Consider the following 17,545-nt stretch of genomic DNA (forward strand, 5'->3'; position numbering starts at 1 on the left):
TCAGTCAGCGTTGAAATTTGGCATCATGGCCCCCTCAGGTTGCCTCCGTGTACAGGAAGTACACAGCGACGAATCCGCCGAGATCACGTCGTATCTCAACCGCGTCTACCGCACCGAGGTGGACGTACGGCCGCTGACCCGTCAGCCGGGACGGCGACTACGCGTCGACCACCGTCGTGTCTCGAGTTCGACGTTTGCCCTGGAGAGCGTTCGCCATGACGGCGACGTCGAGGTGCGCGCCGAAGCCGCCATGGGATCCGTCGTGGTGCTCTGGCCTGTAGAGGGGCGCGCAGAGAGCCAGGTAGGTGGTCGTGCCGGACGGGCTGCGGCCGGCGAGCTGATCATCGGGTCGAGTGCGGCGGAGCCGGTTCGGATCCGGACCAGCGACGCGACGCTGCAGACCGTGGTGCTGGATCGCCGACTCCTCGTCGAGGCGGCTGGCGACGTTGGGCACGTCCGACCGGCAGACGTCAGCTTCACCGGCGCCGAGCCCGTCAGCGCCTCTGCTGGCAGGGCGCTCACCGCGGCTCGTCGGTACGTCGACGACTTCGTCTTGTCCGGCGACGGTCCGGCCACACCGTTGGTACTGGCTGCCGCCGGTCGGCTCTTGGCGGCGACGGCCCTTGCGGCCTTTCCCAATACCGTCGTCACCTCGGACCGCGATCACCTACGGGATCGGCGCGACGTCTCCGACCAGCCGGCGCTCCTGCGCAGGGCCATGGCCTTCATCGAGGAACACGCCGCACATGACGTGGGGATCGGCGATGTCGCGAGCGCGGTGTACGTGACACCACGGGCATTGCAATACATGTTCCGCCGTCACCTCGACAGCACGCCCATGGCGTATCTGCGGCGCGTCCGTCTCGAGCACGTTCACCGCGAGCTGGTCGACGGCGACAGGTCGACGATCACGGTCACGGCGGCGGCCGCTCGGTGGGGATTCGCACACACCGGACGCTTCGCCGTGCTCTACCGCGAGACCTACGGTCAGAGTCCGCACGTCACGCTGCGTTCGTGAGATGCCGACGAAGACCATCGTCTCCGAACGTCCTCGGCTCCCGCACGACGTGAGCCGCTAGTCAGACGATCCGCTGGTCGAGACGACGCGTTCCGCAACCTCGAACAGCTTGATGTTGCCATCCTGCGACAGCCGGGTCAGCAGCGCAAAGGCGCGTACCGCGTCGACGCCGAACCGCTCCATCAGCACGCCCTTGGCCTGCCCGATGATGTCCCGGCTGGCCAATGCCCGGTGGAACTGTTCGACGGCCATGGTGTCGGCCATGGCCACCGAGGCGTGTTGAGCGAGGGTTTCGCCGTAGAGCAGGGATTCGTCGTCGAACACCCCCGGCTCGCCCCCGTAGAGGTTGAGTGCGCCAAGGTTGTCCTTGATGACGAACAACTGAAACGACATCGAACTGTGCACTCCGAGCGCCAGGGCAGCTTCGGCGAACCGCGGCCACCGCGTCTCGGCCGACATGTCGTCCACGACCACGGTGCGGTGGTCGCGCAGGGAGCTGATGCAGGGACCCTCACCAAGTTCGGACTGCAACGAGTCGATCTTCATCACCAATGGATCGCTGGGCGAACGAGGCTCGACGTTCCTCCCGTGGGCCTGGGAAATTCCCGCCCACCGGGCTCCGGGAACCACGTCGACGGATGCCGCCACGATCATCTGCAGAACGGATTCGACGTCCCGCAGATCCTGCATCTCGACGGCAAGGCGTCCCAACGTCGTCGCCAGATCGATGCTCGTCTCGTTGGCCATGACTCCGGTGTACCCCCTTGCTGTGCGCTTCGACGACGGGTGGCCGCACTCGTCGGTGGACCGCCTCCATCGTGGCACTTCGGCTGTACCCCGGGCCATGTCACGGTCAGTTGGTCGTGACCCCGATCGTATCGTTCGACCGTTGCGCGCGTTGGCCTTTGGACTCTTCGGAGGAAGTCGACGGCCGTCCGGCCAACTCGCGAACCATTGACCGGGGCGGATATCCGTCAAACGAAGACTCGTGAATCCGTACGACGGCCATACCCTGGCCCGATCACGCTCTGGCGCTGCGGAATCGGCGATCTGACGGCGTCGTGGGGCCCGTCGACGGGTCGACGGCGACGATTTCAGGGTGCACACTTGTCACCATCCCTGGAGCCAGCGGGGCGGCAACCACCGCAGGAGACTCCATGGACAACGTGAGCTCGCCCATGCCCAAGGGTTCGTTGCGGCGCAGTCCCGCCAAGGACGACACCCGCTATGACGAGGTGCAGGAGCTCTTCGTCGAATTGCGTTCGATGGCAATTGAATCCGATGAATACCGGCGGCTGCGTGACCACATCATCGAGCAGTGCCTACCGTTGGCCGACCACATCGCCCGACGCTACGCGCGCCGCGGCGAAGCCCATGACGACTTGGTGCAGGTTGCCCGCGTGGGACTCTTGAACGCGGTGAACCGCTTCGACCCGTCCGCGGGTGACTTCCTCGGCTTTGCGGTGCCGACCGTGATGGGTGAGGTCAAGAGGTACTTTCGCGACTACAGCTGGTCGGTCAAGGTGCCGCGACGCCTCAAGGACGTCTACCCTCAGTTGGGTCAGGCGATGAATGACGTCGCGCAGCGACTCGGACGCTCCGCAACCCCGTCGGAGCTGGCCGACGAGCTGGGCATGGACCGCGCCGACATCGTCGAGGCAATGGTGGCCGGCGCCGGGTTCAAGACGTTGTCGATCGACTTCGGATCCGGATCCGACGACGACGCGCCGACCCTTGCCGATCGATTGGGTGGTCTGGACCCCGGCATTCGGTTCATCGAGGACCGAGAGGCACTGCGCGCGCAACTCTCGACGCTGCCAGAGAGGCTGCAGCGAATCATCGTCATGCGGTTCTTCGAGTCGCTGACCCAGGACGAAATCGCCGTGCGCGTTGGCATTTCCCAGATGCACGTGTCGCGTCTGCTGGCCCAAGCGCTCGATCGCCTGCGGCATGGGATGAGTGACACGGTGGGCAGTCGACGGTCGCTGGCGGGCTGATGCCGGTTGAGACGACCGGGGACGGGTAGCCCATCTAAGTGGAGGAGGAGATCGGCACGAACGTCAACGCACCGCGGGGTGTCATCGCCATCGGTGCGTCGGCTGGCGGCGTCGAGGCGCTCAAACAGCTCGTGGGTGGCCTACCCGCCGGCCTTCCCCATGCGGTCCTCGTCGCGCTTCACATGTCCAGCGCTACGCCGAGCGTGCTGGCTCAAATCCTCGACCGCCACGGACCGTTGCCCGTCAGTCAGGGCGTCGACGGTGAGCTCCTACGCGCCGGGCACGTCTACGTCGCCACCCCGGATCGCCACCTGCTGGTCAGGCGTCGTCGGATCGTGGTGTCGCGCGGGCCAACCGAGGACGGCCACCGTCCGGCGATCAACGCGCTGCTGAGGTCGGCCGCGGTGGACTTCGGGTCACGAGCCATCGGCGTGCTGCTGTCCGGGGTGCTCGACGACGGCGTCCTCGGCCTGACCGCGATTCGAGCAAGGGGTGGGGTCACGGTCGTGCAGGCGCCGGACGACGCGCTCTTCCCCGACATGCCCAGAAATGCGATCGCCGCACAGATCGTCGATCATCAGGTGGCGGCGGCCGCAGCAGGGCAACTGTTTGCCTCGCTGGCCGACCGTCCCGGGCAGGAGGGCGAGACGGTGTTCGATCCGATGATGGAAGCGGAGAACGACATAGCTATGGGACCTCGCTTCTCTGACGTCTTCGACGCCGAGACGTTGGGGCCGCCGTCGGGGTTCACGTGCCCGGATTGCAACGGGTCGCTGGTGTCGGTGGGCAGCACGAACTACCGCTGCCGGGTGGGGCACGCGTGGACGCCGGAAGCGCTGTTGCGGGCGCGGGACCGAGAGACCGAGAACGCTTTGTGGGTTGCGCTGCGCAGTCTGGAGGAGAAGGCCAAGCTGTCGCGCAAGCACGAGTCGATCGTGAGTCCGGGCGCACTGCAGCGTCGCTACGCCGAGATTGCCGAGGAAGCCGAGCATGCCGTCGCGGTCCTTCGGAGCCGGCTGTCCGAACTGTTGGACGACGACGGAGACGCGCCTGATGCATCCATCGCGTAGTCCGCTGACGGTCGACGTGGCGATCGCCCCCGCTGCCGCGACGGTGGTGCTGGGCGGGGTGCTCGACGCCACCACCTACCTGGTGATCCGGGATGCAGTGGTGAAGGCCGCGCTCGATGCGCCGATGGTGCTGGTCGACGTCACCGCACTGCATGCGCCGTCGCCGTCGGCGTGGGCCGTCTTCACCAGCGCGCGCTGGTTGGTCGTCGACTGGCCGAACGTCCCGATCGGTCTGGTGTGCGCCCACACCGCTGTTCGGCGGGTTCTGGCCCGCAACGGAATCACCCGGTACCTCCCGGTCTACGGAACGGCCACGGCGGCACGCTCGGCGATGGCGTCGAACCTCGGGCCGCTGCGCCAGCGCGCGAGGGACGTCTGGCCTGCCACGCCGACAGCCGTCGCTCCGATCCGGGACTTCGTGACGCATCGGCTCTGCACGTGGTCGTTGAGCGCCTTTGCTCCGACTGCCTGTGTGGTGGCCACCGTCCTCGTCGAAAACGTTCTGCAACACACCGACAGTGATCTCGACGTCCGGGTGGAGGCCGGCGACGACACCGTCACCGTGGCGGTCACCGACGGAAGTCCCTCACTGGCGTTGATTCACGAAGACGACGAACTCCTCGGCGCCCTGACGCAACTGCAGATCGTGGATGCCTTGACCAGGGTCTGGGGTAACACGCCGGTGCCCGGGGGCAAGGTCGTCTGGGGCGTCATCGGCCCGGAGAACCGTCTCTAGTTCGTCCTACGTCGTCGAGGCGGCGCCGGTCGACGGCTAGCGATCAGTCCTTCGCCGAGGTCGTAGTCGTCGTCCGCGTTGCAGGTGAGCACGCCGACGGCAACGCCGTCGGTTTCGTACCAGACGGTGAAGCCGTCGTCGTGGTCGACCACTCGGCTGGCGTCGAATCCGTCGCCCCACGCGTGGTACTTCACCGTCGCCTCACCGATCGTCGACCAAAAGCCCGGTACGGCATGCCACGTGTCCCTGGCCCCCGCGGCCTGAGCGCCCGCGATCTCGCCGTGATCCATCGCATCCTGCCAATGCTCGACGGCGATGTGGCGACCCACGGCGGTGTTGAAGGCGAACGACACGTCGCCGGCGGCGTAGACGTCGGCCGCCGAGGTCCGCATGTCGGCGCCGACCACGATTCGCCCGTCCTCGACGTCGAGTCCGGCGGCGGACGCCAACTCGGCGTGCGGGGTCACGCCGGTGGCGGCGAGCACCACGTCGCAGTCGACGGTCACCCCGTCGTCGAGCACCACGCCTGCGTCGGTGATCGACGTGACCTTGGCGTTCCCGACGTACCGCACGCCCGTCGACGTCACCAGGTCGCGCAGACGCCGACCGGCCTCCGCTCCAAGCCGCTTCTCCTGAGGGACGGCGTCGGGCGCCACCAGGGTGACCGCCAGGCCGCGCATCGCCAGCGACGCGGCCGCCTCGCAGCCGATGAAACCGGCTCCGACGACGACGGCCGACGTCGCGCCAGAGGCGGCCTCGCGAAGCCGATGCGCGTCCGCCAGGGACCGCAACGACAGTGCGCGTTCGCCGCCGGGCACGGGCAGCCCGGATGGCGCGGCGCCGCAGGCGAGCACCAGCGACTCGTAGGGGATCGGCTGACCGTCGACCGTCACGGTGTGGGCGTCGACGTCGACGGCCGTGGCGGGTCGCCCGTGGCGAAGGTCGACGTCGTGCTCGACGAACCATTCCGGGGGATGCAGCGCGACGTCGTCGGTGTCGCCGCGGAGGAAGTCCTTGCTCAGCGGCGGGCGCTCATACGGCAAGTCCGGATCGGCGCTGCACACCAGCACCGGCCCGGCACCTCCGTGCCGGCGGTAGGACTCCACGGCGCTGATGCCGGCCGGTCCGCTTCCGATGATGATCAAACCCGCTGTGGTCACACGGTGCCAGTACCCGTTCGCCGGATCGGCACACGTCGCCTCAGCGGAGTCGACGGACGGGTCGGCGCCCCGGCGGTTGCCGGGGTTCCGGGGACGACGGCAACCGCGCGTGCAACCGGACGGTGGTGGGCGTGGCGGTGTCGAGCTCGAGGTCGGTGCCGGCGTGACGGATGGTCAGCCGGCCCTCGTCCTCCCCGTCGCGCGGAAGCAGGCGGTACACGACGTGTTCGTGATCGGCATCGATGGTCAACCGAAACCCCCTCCAGCGCAACCGAAACCGGAGTCGGGTGATCTGCTCGGGCAGGTGCGGGTCGAGCTCCAGCACTCCGGCGTCGTCACGCAACCCGCCAAAACCCGCGACCAGGGCCGTCCACGCTCCCGCCAGCGACGCCATGTGCAGACCGTCGCGCGTGTTGTCGTGCAGGTTGCGCAGGTCGATCAGCGCCGCTTCGTAGGCGTAGTCGTGGGCCAGCTCGAGGTGGCCCACGTCGGCGCACAGCACCGCCTGCGTCGACGCCGACAACGACGAGTCCCGCACCATTCGCGGTTCGTAGTAGTCCACGTTGCGAGCCTTCTGCTCGGGAGTGAACGCGTGACTCTGCCAGTGCATCGCCAGAACCAGGTCGGCCTGTTTGATGACCTGCGCCGGGTACAGCCGCACATAGGATTCGTGCAGTAGCAGCGGGTAGGACGTGTTCTCGCCAAAGTCCCACTCCCGCAACGTGGTGAAGCCCTCACACTGCTGATGCACGCCGAGGCCTTCGTCGACCGGCACGTGCACGGCGTCGGCCGCGTCACGCCAACTGGCCGTCTCCTCGGTGGTGACGCCGAGGGCCCTTGCTCGTTCGGGATGTCGGCCGCAGGCCGCCGCCGCGATGCGCAGATTCTCGGCGGCCACGAGGTTGGTGAACACGTTGTCCCGCACCACCGCGGTGTACTCGTCGGGCCCCGTCACGCCGTCGAGATGCCATCGGCCGTGGCGGTCGTGATGCCCGAGGGACACCCATAGCCTGGCGGTGTCGACGAGCACTTCGAGTCCGCCGTCGGCCTCCAGCGACTGATCCCCGGTGACGACGCGGTATCGCTCGAAGGCCAGGGCGATGTCGGCGTTGACGTGCCAGGCCGCCGTGCCCGCCGGCCAGTAGGCCGAGCATTCCTGGCCGCGGATGGTTCGCCAGGGAAAGCTGGCCCCGGCGAGGTCGAGTTCGGCGGCCCGCGCGCGAGCCGGATCGATCGTGGATGCCCGCCAGCGTAGGGCGTCGGCCGCGGCGTGCGGGTGCGTGTAGGTCAGGACGGGGAGGACGAAACCCTCGGTGTCCCAAAAGGCGTGACCGTCGTAGCCGGTGCCGGTGAGCCCCTTGCCTGCGATGGCCCGGCGCTCGGCCCGTGCGCTGGCCTGAAGCACGTGGAACAGGCCGAACCGTACCGCTTGCTGAATCTCCGGGTCGCCCTCGACCTCGACGTCGGCGTTGGCCCAGAAGTCGTCGAGGTATTCGCGCTGGGCGTCGAGCAGGCCCTGCCATCCGATGTAGCGCGCTCCGGTCAGGGCGCCGGCGACCTGGTCGTGCAGGGCTGGCCGGGACCGCAGGCTCGACCACCCGTAGGCGAGGTACTTGACGATGCGCAACTTCTGGCCGGGGCGCAGTCCGCACACCACGGTCGTTCGCGCCAGGTCTTCCCAGCATTCGGTGTGCGTCTCCACCCGACCGGGCACCTCGACGTCGTGGTCCATCGCGGCGGCCATGGTCAACTCGCTGAGCCGGGTGTGGTGGATCAGCACCGCCCGTTCACCGTCGCAGTCGTGCGACACCGGCATCAACGGCTTCTCCAACAGTGCCGCTGCGCGTGGATCCTTCGACGTCTCGGGTTGGTCCTCGTTGGCCACGAGCTCCGATTGCACCGTCACCCTGACGAATTCGTCGACCGCTTCGACGACGTATTCGACGGCCGAGACCCCCCGCTGGGCCAGGGACACCAGCCGGGTCGAGGTCACGGCCACGGCGCGTCCCGCCGGTGAGCGCCACTGCAGGGTGCGGGTCAGGGTGCCCGCGCGGAAGTCCAGTGTGCGTTCGTGGTGTTCCAACTCGCCGTAGCGAACGTCGAACGGCTCGTCCTCGACGAGGAGGCGCAGAATCTTGCCGTTGGTCACGTCGACGAGGGTCTGTCCCTCCTCGGGGTAGCCGTAACCCGCCTCGGCATACGGCAGGGGCCGGATCTCGAAGAACGAGTTGAGGTAGGTGCCGGGGGTGCCGTGCGGTTCACCCTCGTCGAGGTTTCCCCGTAACCCAATGTGGCCGTTGGACAGAGCGAACAGTGATTCCGACTGGGCGAGGGCGTCGACGTCGAGGGTGGTCTCCCGAAGGCGCCATGGCTCGACCGGGTACGTGGCATCGGCCGTCATCGCGCGTCGAGCAGGTCGGCGAGATCGGTGACCACGACGTCGGCACCGTGTTCGCGCAGGGCATCGGCTTGGCCGACGCGGTCGACACCCACCACGAGCCCGAAGCACCCGGCCCGGCCGGCTTCCACGCCGGAGAGGGCATCTTCGAACACCGCTGCCGCGGCCGGGTCGACGCCGAGGCGGCGCGCGCCCTCCAGGTAGGAGTCCGGTGCCGGCTTGCCGGCGATGTGCTGCTCCCGAATGGTGACGCCGTCGACCCGCTCGTCGACGAACTTGGCCAGGCCGGTCACCTCGAGCACCTCGCGGGTGTTCGCCGATGAGGACACTACTGCTATCGGAAGTCCTTCCGCCGCAGCCGATTCCAGATATCGACGAGAACCTTCGAAGACTCTGACTCCGTCGGTGTGCATGGTGTGTTGGAAGGCGGCGTTCTTTCGGTTGCCGAGCCCGCTGACCGTGTCGGCGTGCTCGTCGTCGTCGGGATCGCCCTCGGGTAGTTCGATGTCACGGCTGGCGAGGAAGGACCGCACCCCGTCCTCCCGGGTCTTTCCGTCGACGTAGCGCTGATAGTCGGCGTCCACGTCGAACGGCGTGAACGTCGAACCGGACTCGTCGGCCCGAGCGCGGAGGAAGTCGTCGAACATCGCCTTCCAGGCGGTTCGGTGCACGCTCGCGGTGTCGGTGAGCACCCCGTCGAGGTCGAACAGACACGCGTGTACACCGTCGGGCAGGCCTAGCACATGGCACCTTCTTCGCTCGCGGGCATCGTCGAGGCGGGGAGTACCCACTTTCCGAGGCGATGGCCACGTCGTGTCCACACCGGGCCGTCAGGCCCCGCCCCACCCCTCGTCGCACGCCTGGTCCTCCTGGAAGCCGAGCGACGTGAACGCGTCGCTGTACGGAGCTCGAGGCGGACCGATCTCGTCGAGTCGCTCGTTGATGGCGTGGGCGAGCACGTCGTGCTCGAAGGCGGGCAGCGCCAACGCCCCGCCGATGTACGCGTCGAGCTCCAGCTCGCTGGCCTGGCCTCCAAGTGCGAAGTAGCGCAGCCACAACTCGGGCACCGTCAACCGCGACGCCTCGAAGGCCTCGTGAAGACGCTCACTCGGGGAGGCGGTCATCTGTCGGGGGCGGCGTCTCGCCGCACGGGAGAGGCCACCATGCGCTCGGCTAGTTCGGTCAGCGGGATGCGCGACTGCCTGGCCAACTGGACGAGCTGCCGGTAGGCGCGTTCGGAATCCATGCCCCGACGCGCCATCACCATGCCCCGGGCGACGGCGATGACGTCACGGCTGTGCAGCGTGTCGGTCAGGTCGTCGCTGAGGCGCTGCGTCGCCTCGGCGGTCTGCACGTTGGCCGTGAAGATCGCCGCCTGGGCGCCGAACCGTCGCAGGACTTCCGCCGAACGCTCGTCGTAGCAGTTCGGCGCCGCGCCGTACACCTTGACCGCGCCCCACGTCGTCCCACCGGCCTCCATCGGCGCGCTGAGCACCGATCGCATGCCGATGGCCGCAGCCCTCGGCGACCACACCGGCCACCGGTCCTCGGTCGTCAGATCGTCGACCCGGACCACCGACGACGTCGCCCACGCCGTCAGACAGGGGCCCTCTTCGAGTCCGTGCTGCAGTCGGTCGAGTGCCTCCACCTCGGGGTCGGTGGCCGCCGAGGTCGCCGGCCGGCCATCGCGGCGCATGAGCGTCACACCCGCACCGACGCTTCCGGGGAGGGTGTCCCTGGCCAGCGAGATGATGAGCTGCAGTGCTGAGTGCACCGTCTGTTCGGTGAGCAGGATGCCGGCGAGCCTGGCGTGCACTGCGGCCAATTCGTCTCCCACGGTGCGGTTCGAGGACAACGGTTGCACGTCGGCCGCCTTTCTGTCGCCGCAATCGGCGACGCCTGCCGAGGGCCTCAGCGCCACTCGATGGCAGCCGTCGGTGGCACGGCGGCTACCCGGGGCCGCAGACCCGAAACACCTCGTTTTCCCCCTCCATCGGCGGGTATCGGCCGCCAACGCCCGTCACGGGAGGAGGAGCGCCAGTGCAACCGACCATTCACGGGGCCGCCATCTTTCGTGGAGTCGAGCCCGAACTCGTCGCCGAACTCGTCGAGGACCTCTCCACGACGACGGTCAAGGCCGGATACGTCGTCTTTCGGCACGGACAGTTCGGTGACGCGCTGTTCGTCATCGCCGCCGGCAAGTTCAAGGTCGGCCGCGGCGCACCCGGTGCACCGGACACCATCTTCACCATGCGCGGGACGGGCGAGTCCTTCGGTGAGCTCTCGGTATTCGACCCTGGCCCCCGCACGTCGACCGTGACCGCCATCGGTGAGGCATCCGTGGTCCGCGTCGACGGCGTCGTCATGCGGTCGTGGATCGCCCAGCACCCCGAAGTCGGCGACCGGATGCTTCGCATTCTGGCGCGACGGTTGCGTCGCACCGAGGATGCCCTGGCCGACCTGGTGCTGACCGACGTCCCCGGCCGGCTCGCCAAGCAACTCCTGGGACTTGCGCAGCGTTTCGGTGTGCAGGAGAACGGCGTGGTCGCGGTGCGACACGGCTTGACCCAGGAGGAGCTGGCCCAGTTGGTGGGCTCCTCGCGGGAGACGGTCAACAAGGCGCTGGCCGACTTCAGTCAACGAGGGTGGATTCGTTTGGAGCGCAAGGGGATGATCATCGCGGACTCCGACCAACTGGTACGCCGCGCCCGCTAGGTACCGGTGGGCCGATCGAGGTCACTGATCCCGCCCTGGCAAAGTGGTCAGCGGGTAGGCATAGCCTTCCTGGAGTTGTGACGGTGGGCCGCGCCCGCAGAATCGGAGGTTCGACAGTGAAGTTGGCGCTCAGTGACGACGAGGCCGCGTTCCGCGACGAACTGCGGGAGTTCTTCACCACGAAGATCCCCGAGGAGATCCGGACTCGCGTGCGGGACGGCGAACTGAAACTGCCCGACGACGTGGTCACGACGCAGCGCATCATGAACGAACACGGCCTTGCCGTGCCCAACTGGCCCGTCGAGTGGGGCGGCAAGGACTGGACGCCGCTGCAACGGCAGATCTGGTCCGACGAGATGCGTCTGGCGTGCGTACCCGAGCCGCTGGCCTTCAACGCCAGCATGGTCGGACCGGTGATCGCGCGATTCGGCTCCCAGGAGCTCAAGGAGCGCTTCCTGCCGCCGACCGCCAACGTGGACATCTGGTGGTGTCAGGGCTTCTCCGAACCGGAGGCGGGCTCGGACCTGGCCTCGGTGCGCACCACCGCCGTCCGCGACGGCGACTCCTATGTGATCAACGGGCAGAAGACCTGGACCACGCTCGGCCAGTACGCCGACTGGATCTTCGTCCTCGCGCGCACCGACCCGACTGCGCCGAAGCGGCAGGCCGGCATCTCCTTCCTGCTGGTGGAGATGTCCACCCCCGGGGTCACCCTGCGCCCGATCAAGCTGATCGACGGCGGCTACGAGGTCAACGAGGTGTTCTTCGAAGACGTTCGCGTGCCCGCCGATCAGCTGGTCGGCGAGGAGAACAGCGGCTGGACCTACGCGAAGTTCCTCCTCAGCAACGAGCGCACCGGCATCGCGCGGATCGGCACGACGAAGGTGTGGCTGGCCCAAGTCAAGGAGCACGCGGCCAAGACGATCACCGACCACGGGACGCTGCTGGACGATCCGCTGTTCGCCGCCCGGGTGGCCGAGGTGGAGAACGAGCTGCTCGCCCTGGAACTGACGCAGCTGCGGGTCAGCGGCTCCGAGGCCGACGGCAAGCCCAACCCGGCGTCCTCGATCCTCAAGCTCAAGGGCAGCCAGCTGCAGCAAGCGGTGACCGAGTTGCTCGTCGACGTCGCCGGACCCGACGCGTTGCCGTTCGACGCGGGCGACGACATCGGCTCGCCACCGTGGGCGCAGCTCGCGGCCCCGAAGTACTTGAACTACCGCAAGGTGTCGATCTACGGCGGCACGAACGAAGTGCAACGCACGATCGTCGCCTCCACGATTCTGGGACTGTGAGGACGCCATGGACTTTCATTTGACAGACGAGCAGGAACTGCTGCGCAACATCACCGACGAGGTGCTCGAGCGCAACTACGACGTCGAGAAGCGCCTCCGGGTCATCGAGACCGATCTCGGGTGGAGTCGCGAGGTGTGGTCGCAGTTGGCCGAAATGGGCATCCTGGGGCTCGGATTCGATCCCGACGAAGCGGGTCAGATCGAACTGATGGTGGTGTTCACCGAGATCGGCAAGCGGCTCGCCCCGGAGCCCGTCGCCGCAGCCGCGCTGATTCCGGGCGGCGTGATCGCCGAGCTGGGGTCCGACGAGCAACGCAAGGTCCTCGACGAGGTCGCCGAGGGCCGCACCCTGCTGGCGCTGGCTCACCACGAGCCCGGCATGCGAGGTGCGACGACTCGGGTGGCTACTCGCGCTGAGCGCCAGGGTGACGCGTGGACGCTGACGGGACGCAAGAACCCCGTCCTCGCCGGCGACAGCGCGGACGTCTTCGTCGTCAGCGCGGCGCTGCCGGACGGCGGGGTGGGGCTGTTCGTGGTGTCCGCCGACGGCGTCGCGCGCCGGGGGTTCCCCACCTTCGACGGACAGCGCGCCGCGCAGCTGGACTTCGACGCCACGCCGGCCGAACCCCTCGGAAGCGGCGGTGACGCGACCGTCGGATTGCAGAACGCGCTCATCCGCCATCAATCGGCGCTGTGCGCCGAGGCAGTGGGCGCGATGGCCGAGGCGCTGCGGCTGACCACCGAATACCTGAAGAGCCGCAAGCAGTTCGGCGTGCCGTTGAGCACCTTCCAGACGCTGACTCAGCGCGCGGCGGACATGTACGTCTCCCTGGAGCTGGCCCGCAGCATGAGCTTCTACGCCGCGATGTCGATCGCCGACGGCACCTTCGATCCCGTCATCGCGGCCCGGGCCAAGCTGCAGATCAGTCGCTCGGGCAGGCACATCGCGCAGGAGGCCATTCAGTTGCACGGCGGCATCGGCGTCACCGCCGAGTATCCCGTCGGCCACTACGCCGCCCGCTTGACCGCGATCGACCAGTCGTTGGGGTCGGCCGACGACCAGTTGCGCGTGCTGATCCCGGGTTTGAGCACCTACGGCACCGTGGCGCTGTAACCCGGCCGCGCTCGGGTGTGGGCGGGGTCTCCACTTGTCAACGGCCTCCGGCGGGGGATACTCGTATGACGACCCGTCGGGGGTCGGCACGACGGGGAATCACCATGTTGGACGCGGGTGGCGGGTTCGATCTGGAGGCAGGCGCGTCCTGGCTCCAGCCGGCGAAACGTGCCGAACTCGCCCATGCCCGCGCCGTGGAATTGCGCAGGAGGCTGGCCGAACTGGTGGGTGGCGCTCAGCCCGCGCCGGGCACGGCAGCCCAGGCTCGGCTACGGGCGGAACAGGCCAGCCTGCGCGCCGCAAATGCGTGGCGCGCCGCGCTGCACCGGCACGTCGAAGCCGAGCAGGCGCATCTCCGCGCCGCGGCCGCGCACGAGCAGGCCGCCATGACCGTTGGCGACGAGGAATGCGACATGCACCAGACGGCGGCGGAGCGGCATCGTGCTGCTGCCGCGGCTCATCAGGCCACCGTGGCGTACCTGTCGGCCAGCGATTCGCCGGACGCCACGTCAGCCCGCGTCCTCCATGAGCAGTAGTGCGCCACTGCTGGTTCCGGTAGGGGAGCGAAACGACGTGCACACGACGCGCAGCTGGAAGTGACGGCCACGCCGGTTGACCGCGGTCACACGAGCCTCCCCGACCGCATCGAGGTCGACGAAGGCGTTGCCGATCAACGGTTTCAATTCGTCCACCGGCAGGCCGAAGTCCAGGTTGCCGATGGTGGCACCCACCGCTTCCTCCGACCGCAGCCCCCACAACTCTTCGCTGCCGCGATTCCATTCCACGACCTGCATCTCACGGTCGATCACGATCATCCCCATCGTCATCGAGTCGACGAGCGAGGCGAGAAACGTTCGCGCGTCGTGCAATTCGCCGCTGCGTTCCCGCAGGGTGTCGTTGATCGTGTGGAGCTCGTCGTTGGTCGACTGCAGCTCCTCGTTCATCGTCTCGAGTTCTTCGTTGGTCGACTGCAGCTCCTCGTTGGTGGTCTCGAGTTCTTCGACGGTGGATTGCAGTTCTTCGTTGGTGGTCTCGAGTTCTTCGTTGGTCGACTGCAGTTCTTCGTAGGCGGCCTCGAGTTGACCGTTGGTCTGCACGACCTTGTCGAGCAGGATTCGATTGGCGGTCACGTCGAAGAAGACGATCGAGACGCCCACGAGACCGTTCTGCGCGTCCACCAGCGGGTTGACGTGGATCTCGAACCACACCGCGTCGGTGCCTGCCCGCTGCCACTCGACCTCCTGGATGCGAGCCGACCTGCGCTCCACCTTGGCCTGCTCGACGTAGGCCCGTAGCTCCACGGGGCGGTAGGACACCTCGAGATCCCGCAACAGCCGACCGATGTCGCGCGCCGACAACCCGAAGGACTGTTCGGCCTGCCGGTTGATCATCGCCACCGTGTCGTCACCGGTCACCACGATCTGGGCGACGGGGCTGGCCCCGAAGGCCAACTCGCGCAGTGGCGCCAGACCCGAGAGGTTGCCCTGACGCGGCGACGGCGCCTCGTGCGTGACGGCTCTGTTCAGCTCGCTCTGCGAGCCGGGCGCGCGCTGGAAGATGCGGTGCTTGAGGTCGACCGGGGCGAACTTGTCGGTGTGGCTCAACAGCATCTCTGCATGGCCCAGGAATAGCACGCCTTCGGGCGCCAGCGCGAAGTGCAACCGCGACAACACCTTTCGCTGGGTCTCCGCGTTGAGGTACATCAGGGTGTTTCGGCACACCAGCAGGTCGACGCGGGAGATCGGCGCGTCCTTGACCAGATCGTTGCGGCCGAAGATGACCGCCCGGCGCAGATCCTTGCGGAAGACATACCGACCGTTGACCTGGTCGAAGTACTTCGTCAGCAGCGGTTCGGGTACCGAGGCGACCGCCTTGGCGTCGTACGTGGCGGCTCGGGCGTGGGTGAGGGCCTGCTCGTCGAGGTCGGTGGCATAGATCTTGACGCGGTGCCGGAACGCCTCGACGTCCAAGTCGTCGGCGAGGATCATCGCCAGCGTGAACGCCTCCTGGCCAGAGGCGCATCCCGCGCTCCAGATGCGGATGGGCTCGTCGGGTGCGCGCCGGGCCAGCAGCGCCGGCATCACCTCGTCGCGGATGAACTGCCAGGCGGTCGGGTCGCGAAAGAACGAGGTGACGTTGATCAGAACGGTGTCGAACAGCGCGGCGAACTCGTCGGAACTGGCTTGCAGCACGTCGAGGTATTCGTCGAACGTCGCGATGCCCGAACGGTCCATCTGGTGGCGCATGCGGCGCGCGAGGGACGTTCGCTTGTAGCCGGTGAAGTCGACGCCCCGTGTGTCGCGCAGATAGTGCAGCAACGCTTCGAAGGACGCGTCTTCCTGATCGCTCATGTCATCCCGCCTGCCGCGTTCACCGTGCCGACCTTACCGAGGGCCGTGGCCCGCCGTCGGGATGTTCATGACGCCAAAACTGGGGAATGCGAACCAACTGCGTCGTGAAAGGGGAGCCTCACCAATGGCCCTGCTGTTGCTTCTGGTCATCGCGACGGTGCTGCTCGCACCGGTCGCCGAGCGGATGACGGTTCCGTACCCCGTGGTCATGTTGATGTTCGGATTGGTGGTCGGCGTGGTGCCCGGGGTGTCGGTGCCGACGGTCGACGGGGACTGGATCCTGCCCGTGGTGCTCCCGCCGTTGCTGTTCGCCGCGGCGCGCCGAACGTCGTGGCGTCAATTCCTCGACAATCGGCGCGCCATCGGCCTCTTGGCGGTCGCCCTGGTGGCCGTGACCGCCTTCGCCGTGGCCGTGGTGGCGACTGCGGTGGTGCCCGGATTGCCGCTCATCGCGGGTGTGGCGCTGGGTGCTGCGGTCGCCCCGCCAGATCCGGTGGCCGCGACCGCCGTCGCCCGAAAGCTCCGCCTGCCGAGGCGCTTGCGAACGATTCTGGAGGGGGAGGGACTGTCCAACGACGCGACGTCGCTGGTGCTCTACGAGGTGGCGGTGGCGGCGACGTTGACGGGTGCGGTGTCGCCGGTGAAGGCGGCCGGTGCGCTCACCCTCGCGATCGCGGTGGGCATCGGGGTGGGCGTGGTGATCGCCGTGGCGGTGCGCTGGCTGCTGATCCGGTTGCCTGCTCATCCCGCAGGCAGTGGTCTGATTCTGGTGTTGCCGTTCGCGGCCTACGCGGCCGCCGACGCCGCCCACGGCAGCGGCGTGTTGGCCGTCGTCACCGTCGCCCTCGGGTTGAGCAGGTACGGCGACGTCGAGTCCGCCCAGACCCGGCTGGTGTCGGGCACCACGTGGGAGATCGTCGAGCTGTTGCTGACCGGGGCGGCGTTTGCGTTCGTGGGCTTGGAGATTCGCAACGTGGCAGGCAGCGTGCCCGGCCCACTCGACGTGGCGATCTGGCAGGCGCTGGCGGTGACCGCCGTCGTCGTGGTCGTTCGGTTCGCGTGGATCTTCCCGGTGACGTCGGTCGACGAACGCGTGCGACGGCGTCGAGGCGTCGAGGCCGAGCCCGTGGGATGGCGTGAGATGACGGTGGCCTCGTGGGCCGGGATGCGGGGCGTCGTCACGCTCGCCGCGGTGCTGGCACTACCGTCGGGGACACCTGGGTTCCCCGAACGCGACCGGCTGATCTTCATCGCCTTCGTCGTGATCGTCACGACCATGGTTCTGCAGGGGCTCACGCTGCCGCTGGTGGTCAAGCGACTGGGCGTCGTCGCCTCCGACGACGAACGCCATCGGGCCACCCGGGAGCTCGTCCGCCGTGCCAGGGACGCGGGCTCGCGCCGACTCGACGAGATTCGTGGTGACGGTCCCTGGGACGCCGAAATCCTCGGCCACGCGCAGGACAACGCCGACCGCATGTGGCACTCGATGGAGTTCACCCCCGCCGAGCCGGGCGACGAGCAGGGCGCCCGCAGCGCCGATCACGCCGCGGCAATGAACGCGGTGAAGGACGAGATCCTCACGGCCGCGAGGCAGGAGATCAGTTCGGCGCGTGCCGAATCCGGTGTGGACCCGGTGGTGGTCGACGCCGTTCTCAAGCGGTTGGACGCACGGGGCTCGCAGCCGGATTGAGCGC

At 68.0% G+C, this 17,545-nt stretch carries 16 protein-coding genes; 9 read left to right on the top strand and 7 right to left on the bottom strand.

The features are described 5' to 3' along the window. Positions 1 to 25 precede the first annotated feature (25 nt). Entirely contained in the window at positions 26 to 1,018 is a 993-nt protein-coding gene (locus H7K45_RS12120; RefSeq protein WP_263996050.1) for a helix-turn-helix transcriptional regulator, read from the top strand. 57 nt (positions 1,019 to 1,075) lie between these two features. Here H7K45_RS12120 and H7K45_RS12125 read toward each other — a convergent pair whose 3' ends face one another. Beyond that, on the bottom strand, positions 1,076 to 1,765 hold the full coding sequence (locus tag H7K45_RS12125) for a GAF and ANTAR domain-containing protein (RefSeq protein ID WP_263996051.1): 690 nt from the start codon (positions 1,763 to 1,765) through the stop codon (positions 1,076 to 1,078). Between the two features lie 431 nt (positions 1,766 to 2,196). Here H7K45_RS12125 and H7K45_RS12130 point away from each other — a divergent pair, with 431 nt between their 5' ends. From H7K45_RS12130 to H7K45_RS12140, 3 genes are read left to right on the top strand one after another with little or no spacing between them, the layout of a single operon-like run. Continuing rightward, on the top strand, positions 2,197 to 3,015 hold the full coding sequence (locus H7K45_RS12130; protein ID WP_263996976.1) for a SigB/SigF/SigG family RNA polymerase sigma factor: 819 nt from the start codon (positions 2,197 to 2,199) through the stop codon (positions 3,013 to 3,015). A 38-nt stretch (positions 3,016 to 3,053) separates the two neighbouring features. After that, positions 3,054 to 4,085 carry a chemotaxis protein CheB gene (locus H7K45_RS12135; protein ID WP_263996052.1) on the top strand — a complete coding sequence of 344 codons (1,032 nt, stop codon included), beginning with the start codon at positions 3,054 to 3,056 and terminating at the stop codon, positions 4,083 to 4,085. After that, positions 4,069 to 4,821 carry a sulfate transporter gene (locus tag H7K45_RS12140; protein WP_263996053.1) on the top strand — a complete coding sequence of 251 codons (753 nt, stop codon included), beginning with the start codon at positions 4,069 to 4,071 and terminating at the stop codon, positions 4,819 to 4,821. Before H7K45_RS12135 ends, H7K45_RS12140 begins: the two co-directional genes overlap by 17 nt. On the opposite strand, the gene H7K45_RS12145 is transcribed toward H7K45_RS12140, so the two are convergent. The 5 genes from H7K45_RS12145 to H7K45_RS12165 all read right to left on the bottom strand — a co-directional run bounded on the left by H7K45_RS12145 (position 4,818) and on the right by H7K45_RS12165 (position 10,243). After that, a complete protein-coding gene (locus H7K45_RS12145; protein ID WP_263996054.1) occupies positions 4,818 to 5,981 on the bottom strand; it encodes an NAD(P)/FAD-dependent oxidoreductase in 1,164 nt (387 codons plus the stop codon). The two genes, H7K45_RS12140 and H7K45_RS12145, sit on opposite strands and share 4 nt — an antisense overlap. Before the next feature lie 40 nt (positions 5,982 to 6,021). Further along, on the bottom strand, positions 6,022 to 8,382 hold the full coding sequence (locus H7K45_RS12150; RefSeq protein WP_263996055.1) for a glycoside hydrolase family 65 protein: 2,361 nt from the start codon (positions 8,380 to 8,382) through the stop codon (positions 6,022 to 6,024). Next, complete coding sequence (locus H7K45_RS12155) at positions 8,379 to 9,122, bottom strand: beta-phosphoglucomutase family hydrolase (protein ID WP_263996056.1); 744 nt, start codon at positions 9,120 to 9,122, stop codon at positions 8,379 to 8,381. Before H7K45_RS12155 ends, H7K45_RS12150 begins: the two co-directional genes overlap by 4 nt. An 87-nt stretch (positions 9,123 to 9,209) precedes the next feature. After that, positions 9,210 to 9,503 (bottom strand): hypothetical protein, encoded by a 294-nt coding sequence (locus H7K45_RS12160; protein ID WP_263996057.1) that lies wholly within the window; start codon positions 9,501 to 9,503, stop codon positions 9,210 to 9,212. Next, positions 9,500 to 10,243 (bottom strand): GAF and ANTAR domain-containing protein, encoded by a 744-nt coding sequence (locus tag H7K45_RS12165; RefSeq protein ID WP_263996058.1) that lies wholly within the window; start codon positions 10,241 to 10,243, stop codon positions 9,500 to 9,502. The genes H7K45_RS12160 and H7K45_RS12165 overlap by 4 nt, the downstream gene beginning before the upstream one ends. A gap of 176 nt (positions 10,244 to 10,419) precedes the next feature. Between H7K45_RS12165 and H7K45_RS12170 the strand changes: the two genes are divergently transcribed. The 4 genes from H7K45_RS12170 (at position 10,420) to H7K45_RS12185 (ending at position 14,036) form a co-directional block, all read left to right on the top strand. Next, complete coding sequence (locus H7K45_RS12170; protein WP_263996059.1) at positions 10,420 to 11,094, top strand: Crp/Fnr family transcriptional regulator; 675 nt, start codon at positions 10,420 to 10,422, stop codon at positions 11,092 to 11,094. A 116-nt stretch (positions 11,095 to 11,210) separates the two neighbouring features. Further along, complete coding sequence (locus H7K45_RS12175; protein WP_263996060.1) at positions 11,211 to 12,386, top strand: acyl-CoA dehydrogenase family protein; 1,176 nt, start codon at positions 11,211 to 11,213, stop codon at positions 12,384 to 12,386. 7 nt (positions 12,387 to 12,393) lie between these two features. After that, positions 12,394 to 13,500 (top strand): acyl-CoA dehydrogenase family protein, encoded by a 1,107-nt coding sequence (locus H7K45_RS12180; RefSeq protein ID WP_263996061.1) that lies wholly within the window; start codon positions 12,394 to 12,396, stop codon positions 13,498 to 13,500. A 65-nt stretch (positions 13,501 to 13,565) separates the two neighbouring features. After that, the gene (locus tag H7K45_RS12185) at positions 13,566 to 14,036 is read left to right on the top strand and encodes a hypothetical protein (protein WP_263996062.1); all 471 of its coding nucleotides are present in this window, start codon (positions 13,566 to 13,568) and stop codon (positions 14,034 to 14,036) included. Here H7K45_RS12185 and H7K45_RS12190 read toward each other — a convergent pair. Beyond that, the gene (locus tag H7K45_RS12190) at positions 14,010 to 15,851 is read right to left on the bottom strand and encodes a CheR family methyltransferase (RefSeq protein WP_263996063.1); all 1,842 of its coding nucleotides are present in this window, start codon (positions 15,849 to 15,851) and stop codon (positions 14,010 to 14,012) included. The genes H7K45_RS12185 and H7K45_RS12190 overlap by 27 nt on opposite strands. Before the next feature lie 124 nt (positions 15,852 to 15,975). On the opposite strand from H7K45_RS12190, the gene H7K45_RS12195 reads away from it, so the two are divergent. Beyond that, positions 15,976 to 17,541 (top strand): cation:proton antiporter, encoded by a 1,566-nt coding sequence (locus tag H7K45_RS12195; RefSeq protein WP_263996064.1) that lies wholly within the window; start codon positions 15,976 to 15,978, stop codon positions 17,539 to 17,541. Positions 17,542 to 17,545 lie beyond the last annotated feature (4 nt).

Origin of the sequence: Mycobacterium yunnanensis (genome assembly GCF_025823185.1) — a bacterium.
GTDB lineage: Bacteria > Actinomycetota > Actinomycetes > Mycobacteriales > Mycobacteriaceae > Mycobacterium > Mycobacterium yunnanensis.

Excerpts from the sequence above, each read along its gene's own strand:
- H7K45_RS12180 (WP_263996061.1), top strand. The coding sequence starts at position 12,394 with ATGGACTTTCATTTGACAGACGAGCAGGAACTGCTGCGCAACATCACC.
- H7K45_RS12160 (WP_263996057.1), bottom strand. The coding sequence starts at position 9,503 with ATGACCGCCTCCCCGAGTGAGCGTCTTCACGAGGCCTTCGAGGCGTCG.
- H7K45_RS12125 (WP_263996051.1), bottom strand. The coding sequence starts at position 1,765 with ATGGCCAACGAGACGAGCATCGATCTGGCGACGACGTTGGGACGCCTT.
- H7K45_RS12150 (WP_263996055.1), bottom strand. The coding sequence starts at position 8,382 with ATGACGGCCGATGCCACGTACCCGGTCGAGCCATGGCGCCTTCGGGAG.
- H7K45_RS12130 (WP_263996976.1), top strand. The coding sequence starts at position 2,197 with ATGCCCAAGGGTTCGTTGCGGCGCAGTCCCGCCAAGGACGACACCCGC.
- H7K45_RS12195 (WP_263996064.1), top strand. The coding sequence starts at position 15,976 with ATGGCCCTGCTGTTGCTTCTGGTCATCGCGACGGTGCTGCTCGCACCG.
- H7K45_RS12190 (WP_263996063.1), bottom strand. The coding sequence starts at position 15,851 with ATGAGCGATCAGGAAGACGCGTCCTTCGAAGCGTTGCTGCACTATCTG.
- H7K45_RS12140 (WP_263996053.1), top strand. The coding sequence starts at position 4,069 with ATGCATCCATCGCGTAGTCCGCTGACGGTCGACGTGGCGATCGCCCCC.
- H7K45_RS12185 (WP_263996062.1), top strand. The coding sequence starts at position 13,566 with ATGACGACCCGTCGGGGGTCGGCACGACGGGGAATCACCATGTTGGAC.
- H7K45_RS12120 (WP_263996050.1), top strand. The coding sequence starts at position 26 with ATGGCCCCCTCAGGTTGCCTCCGTGTACAGGAAGTACACAGCGACGAA.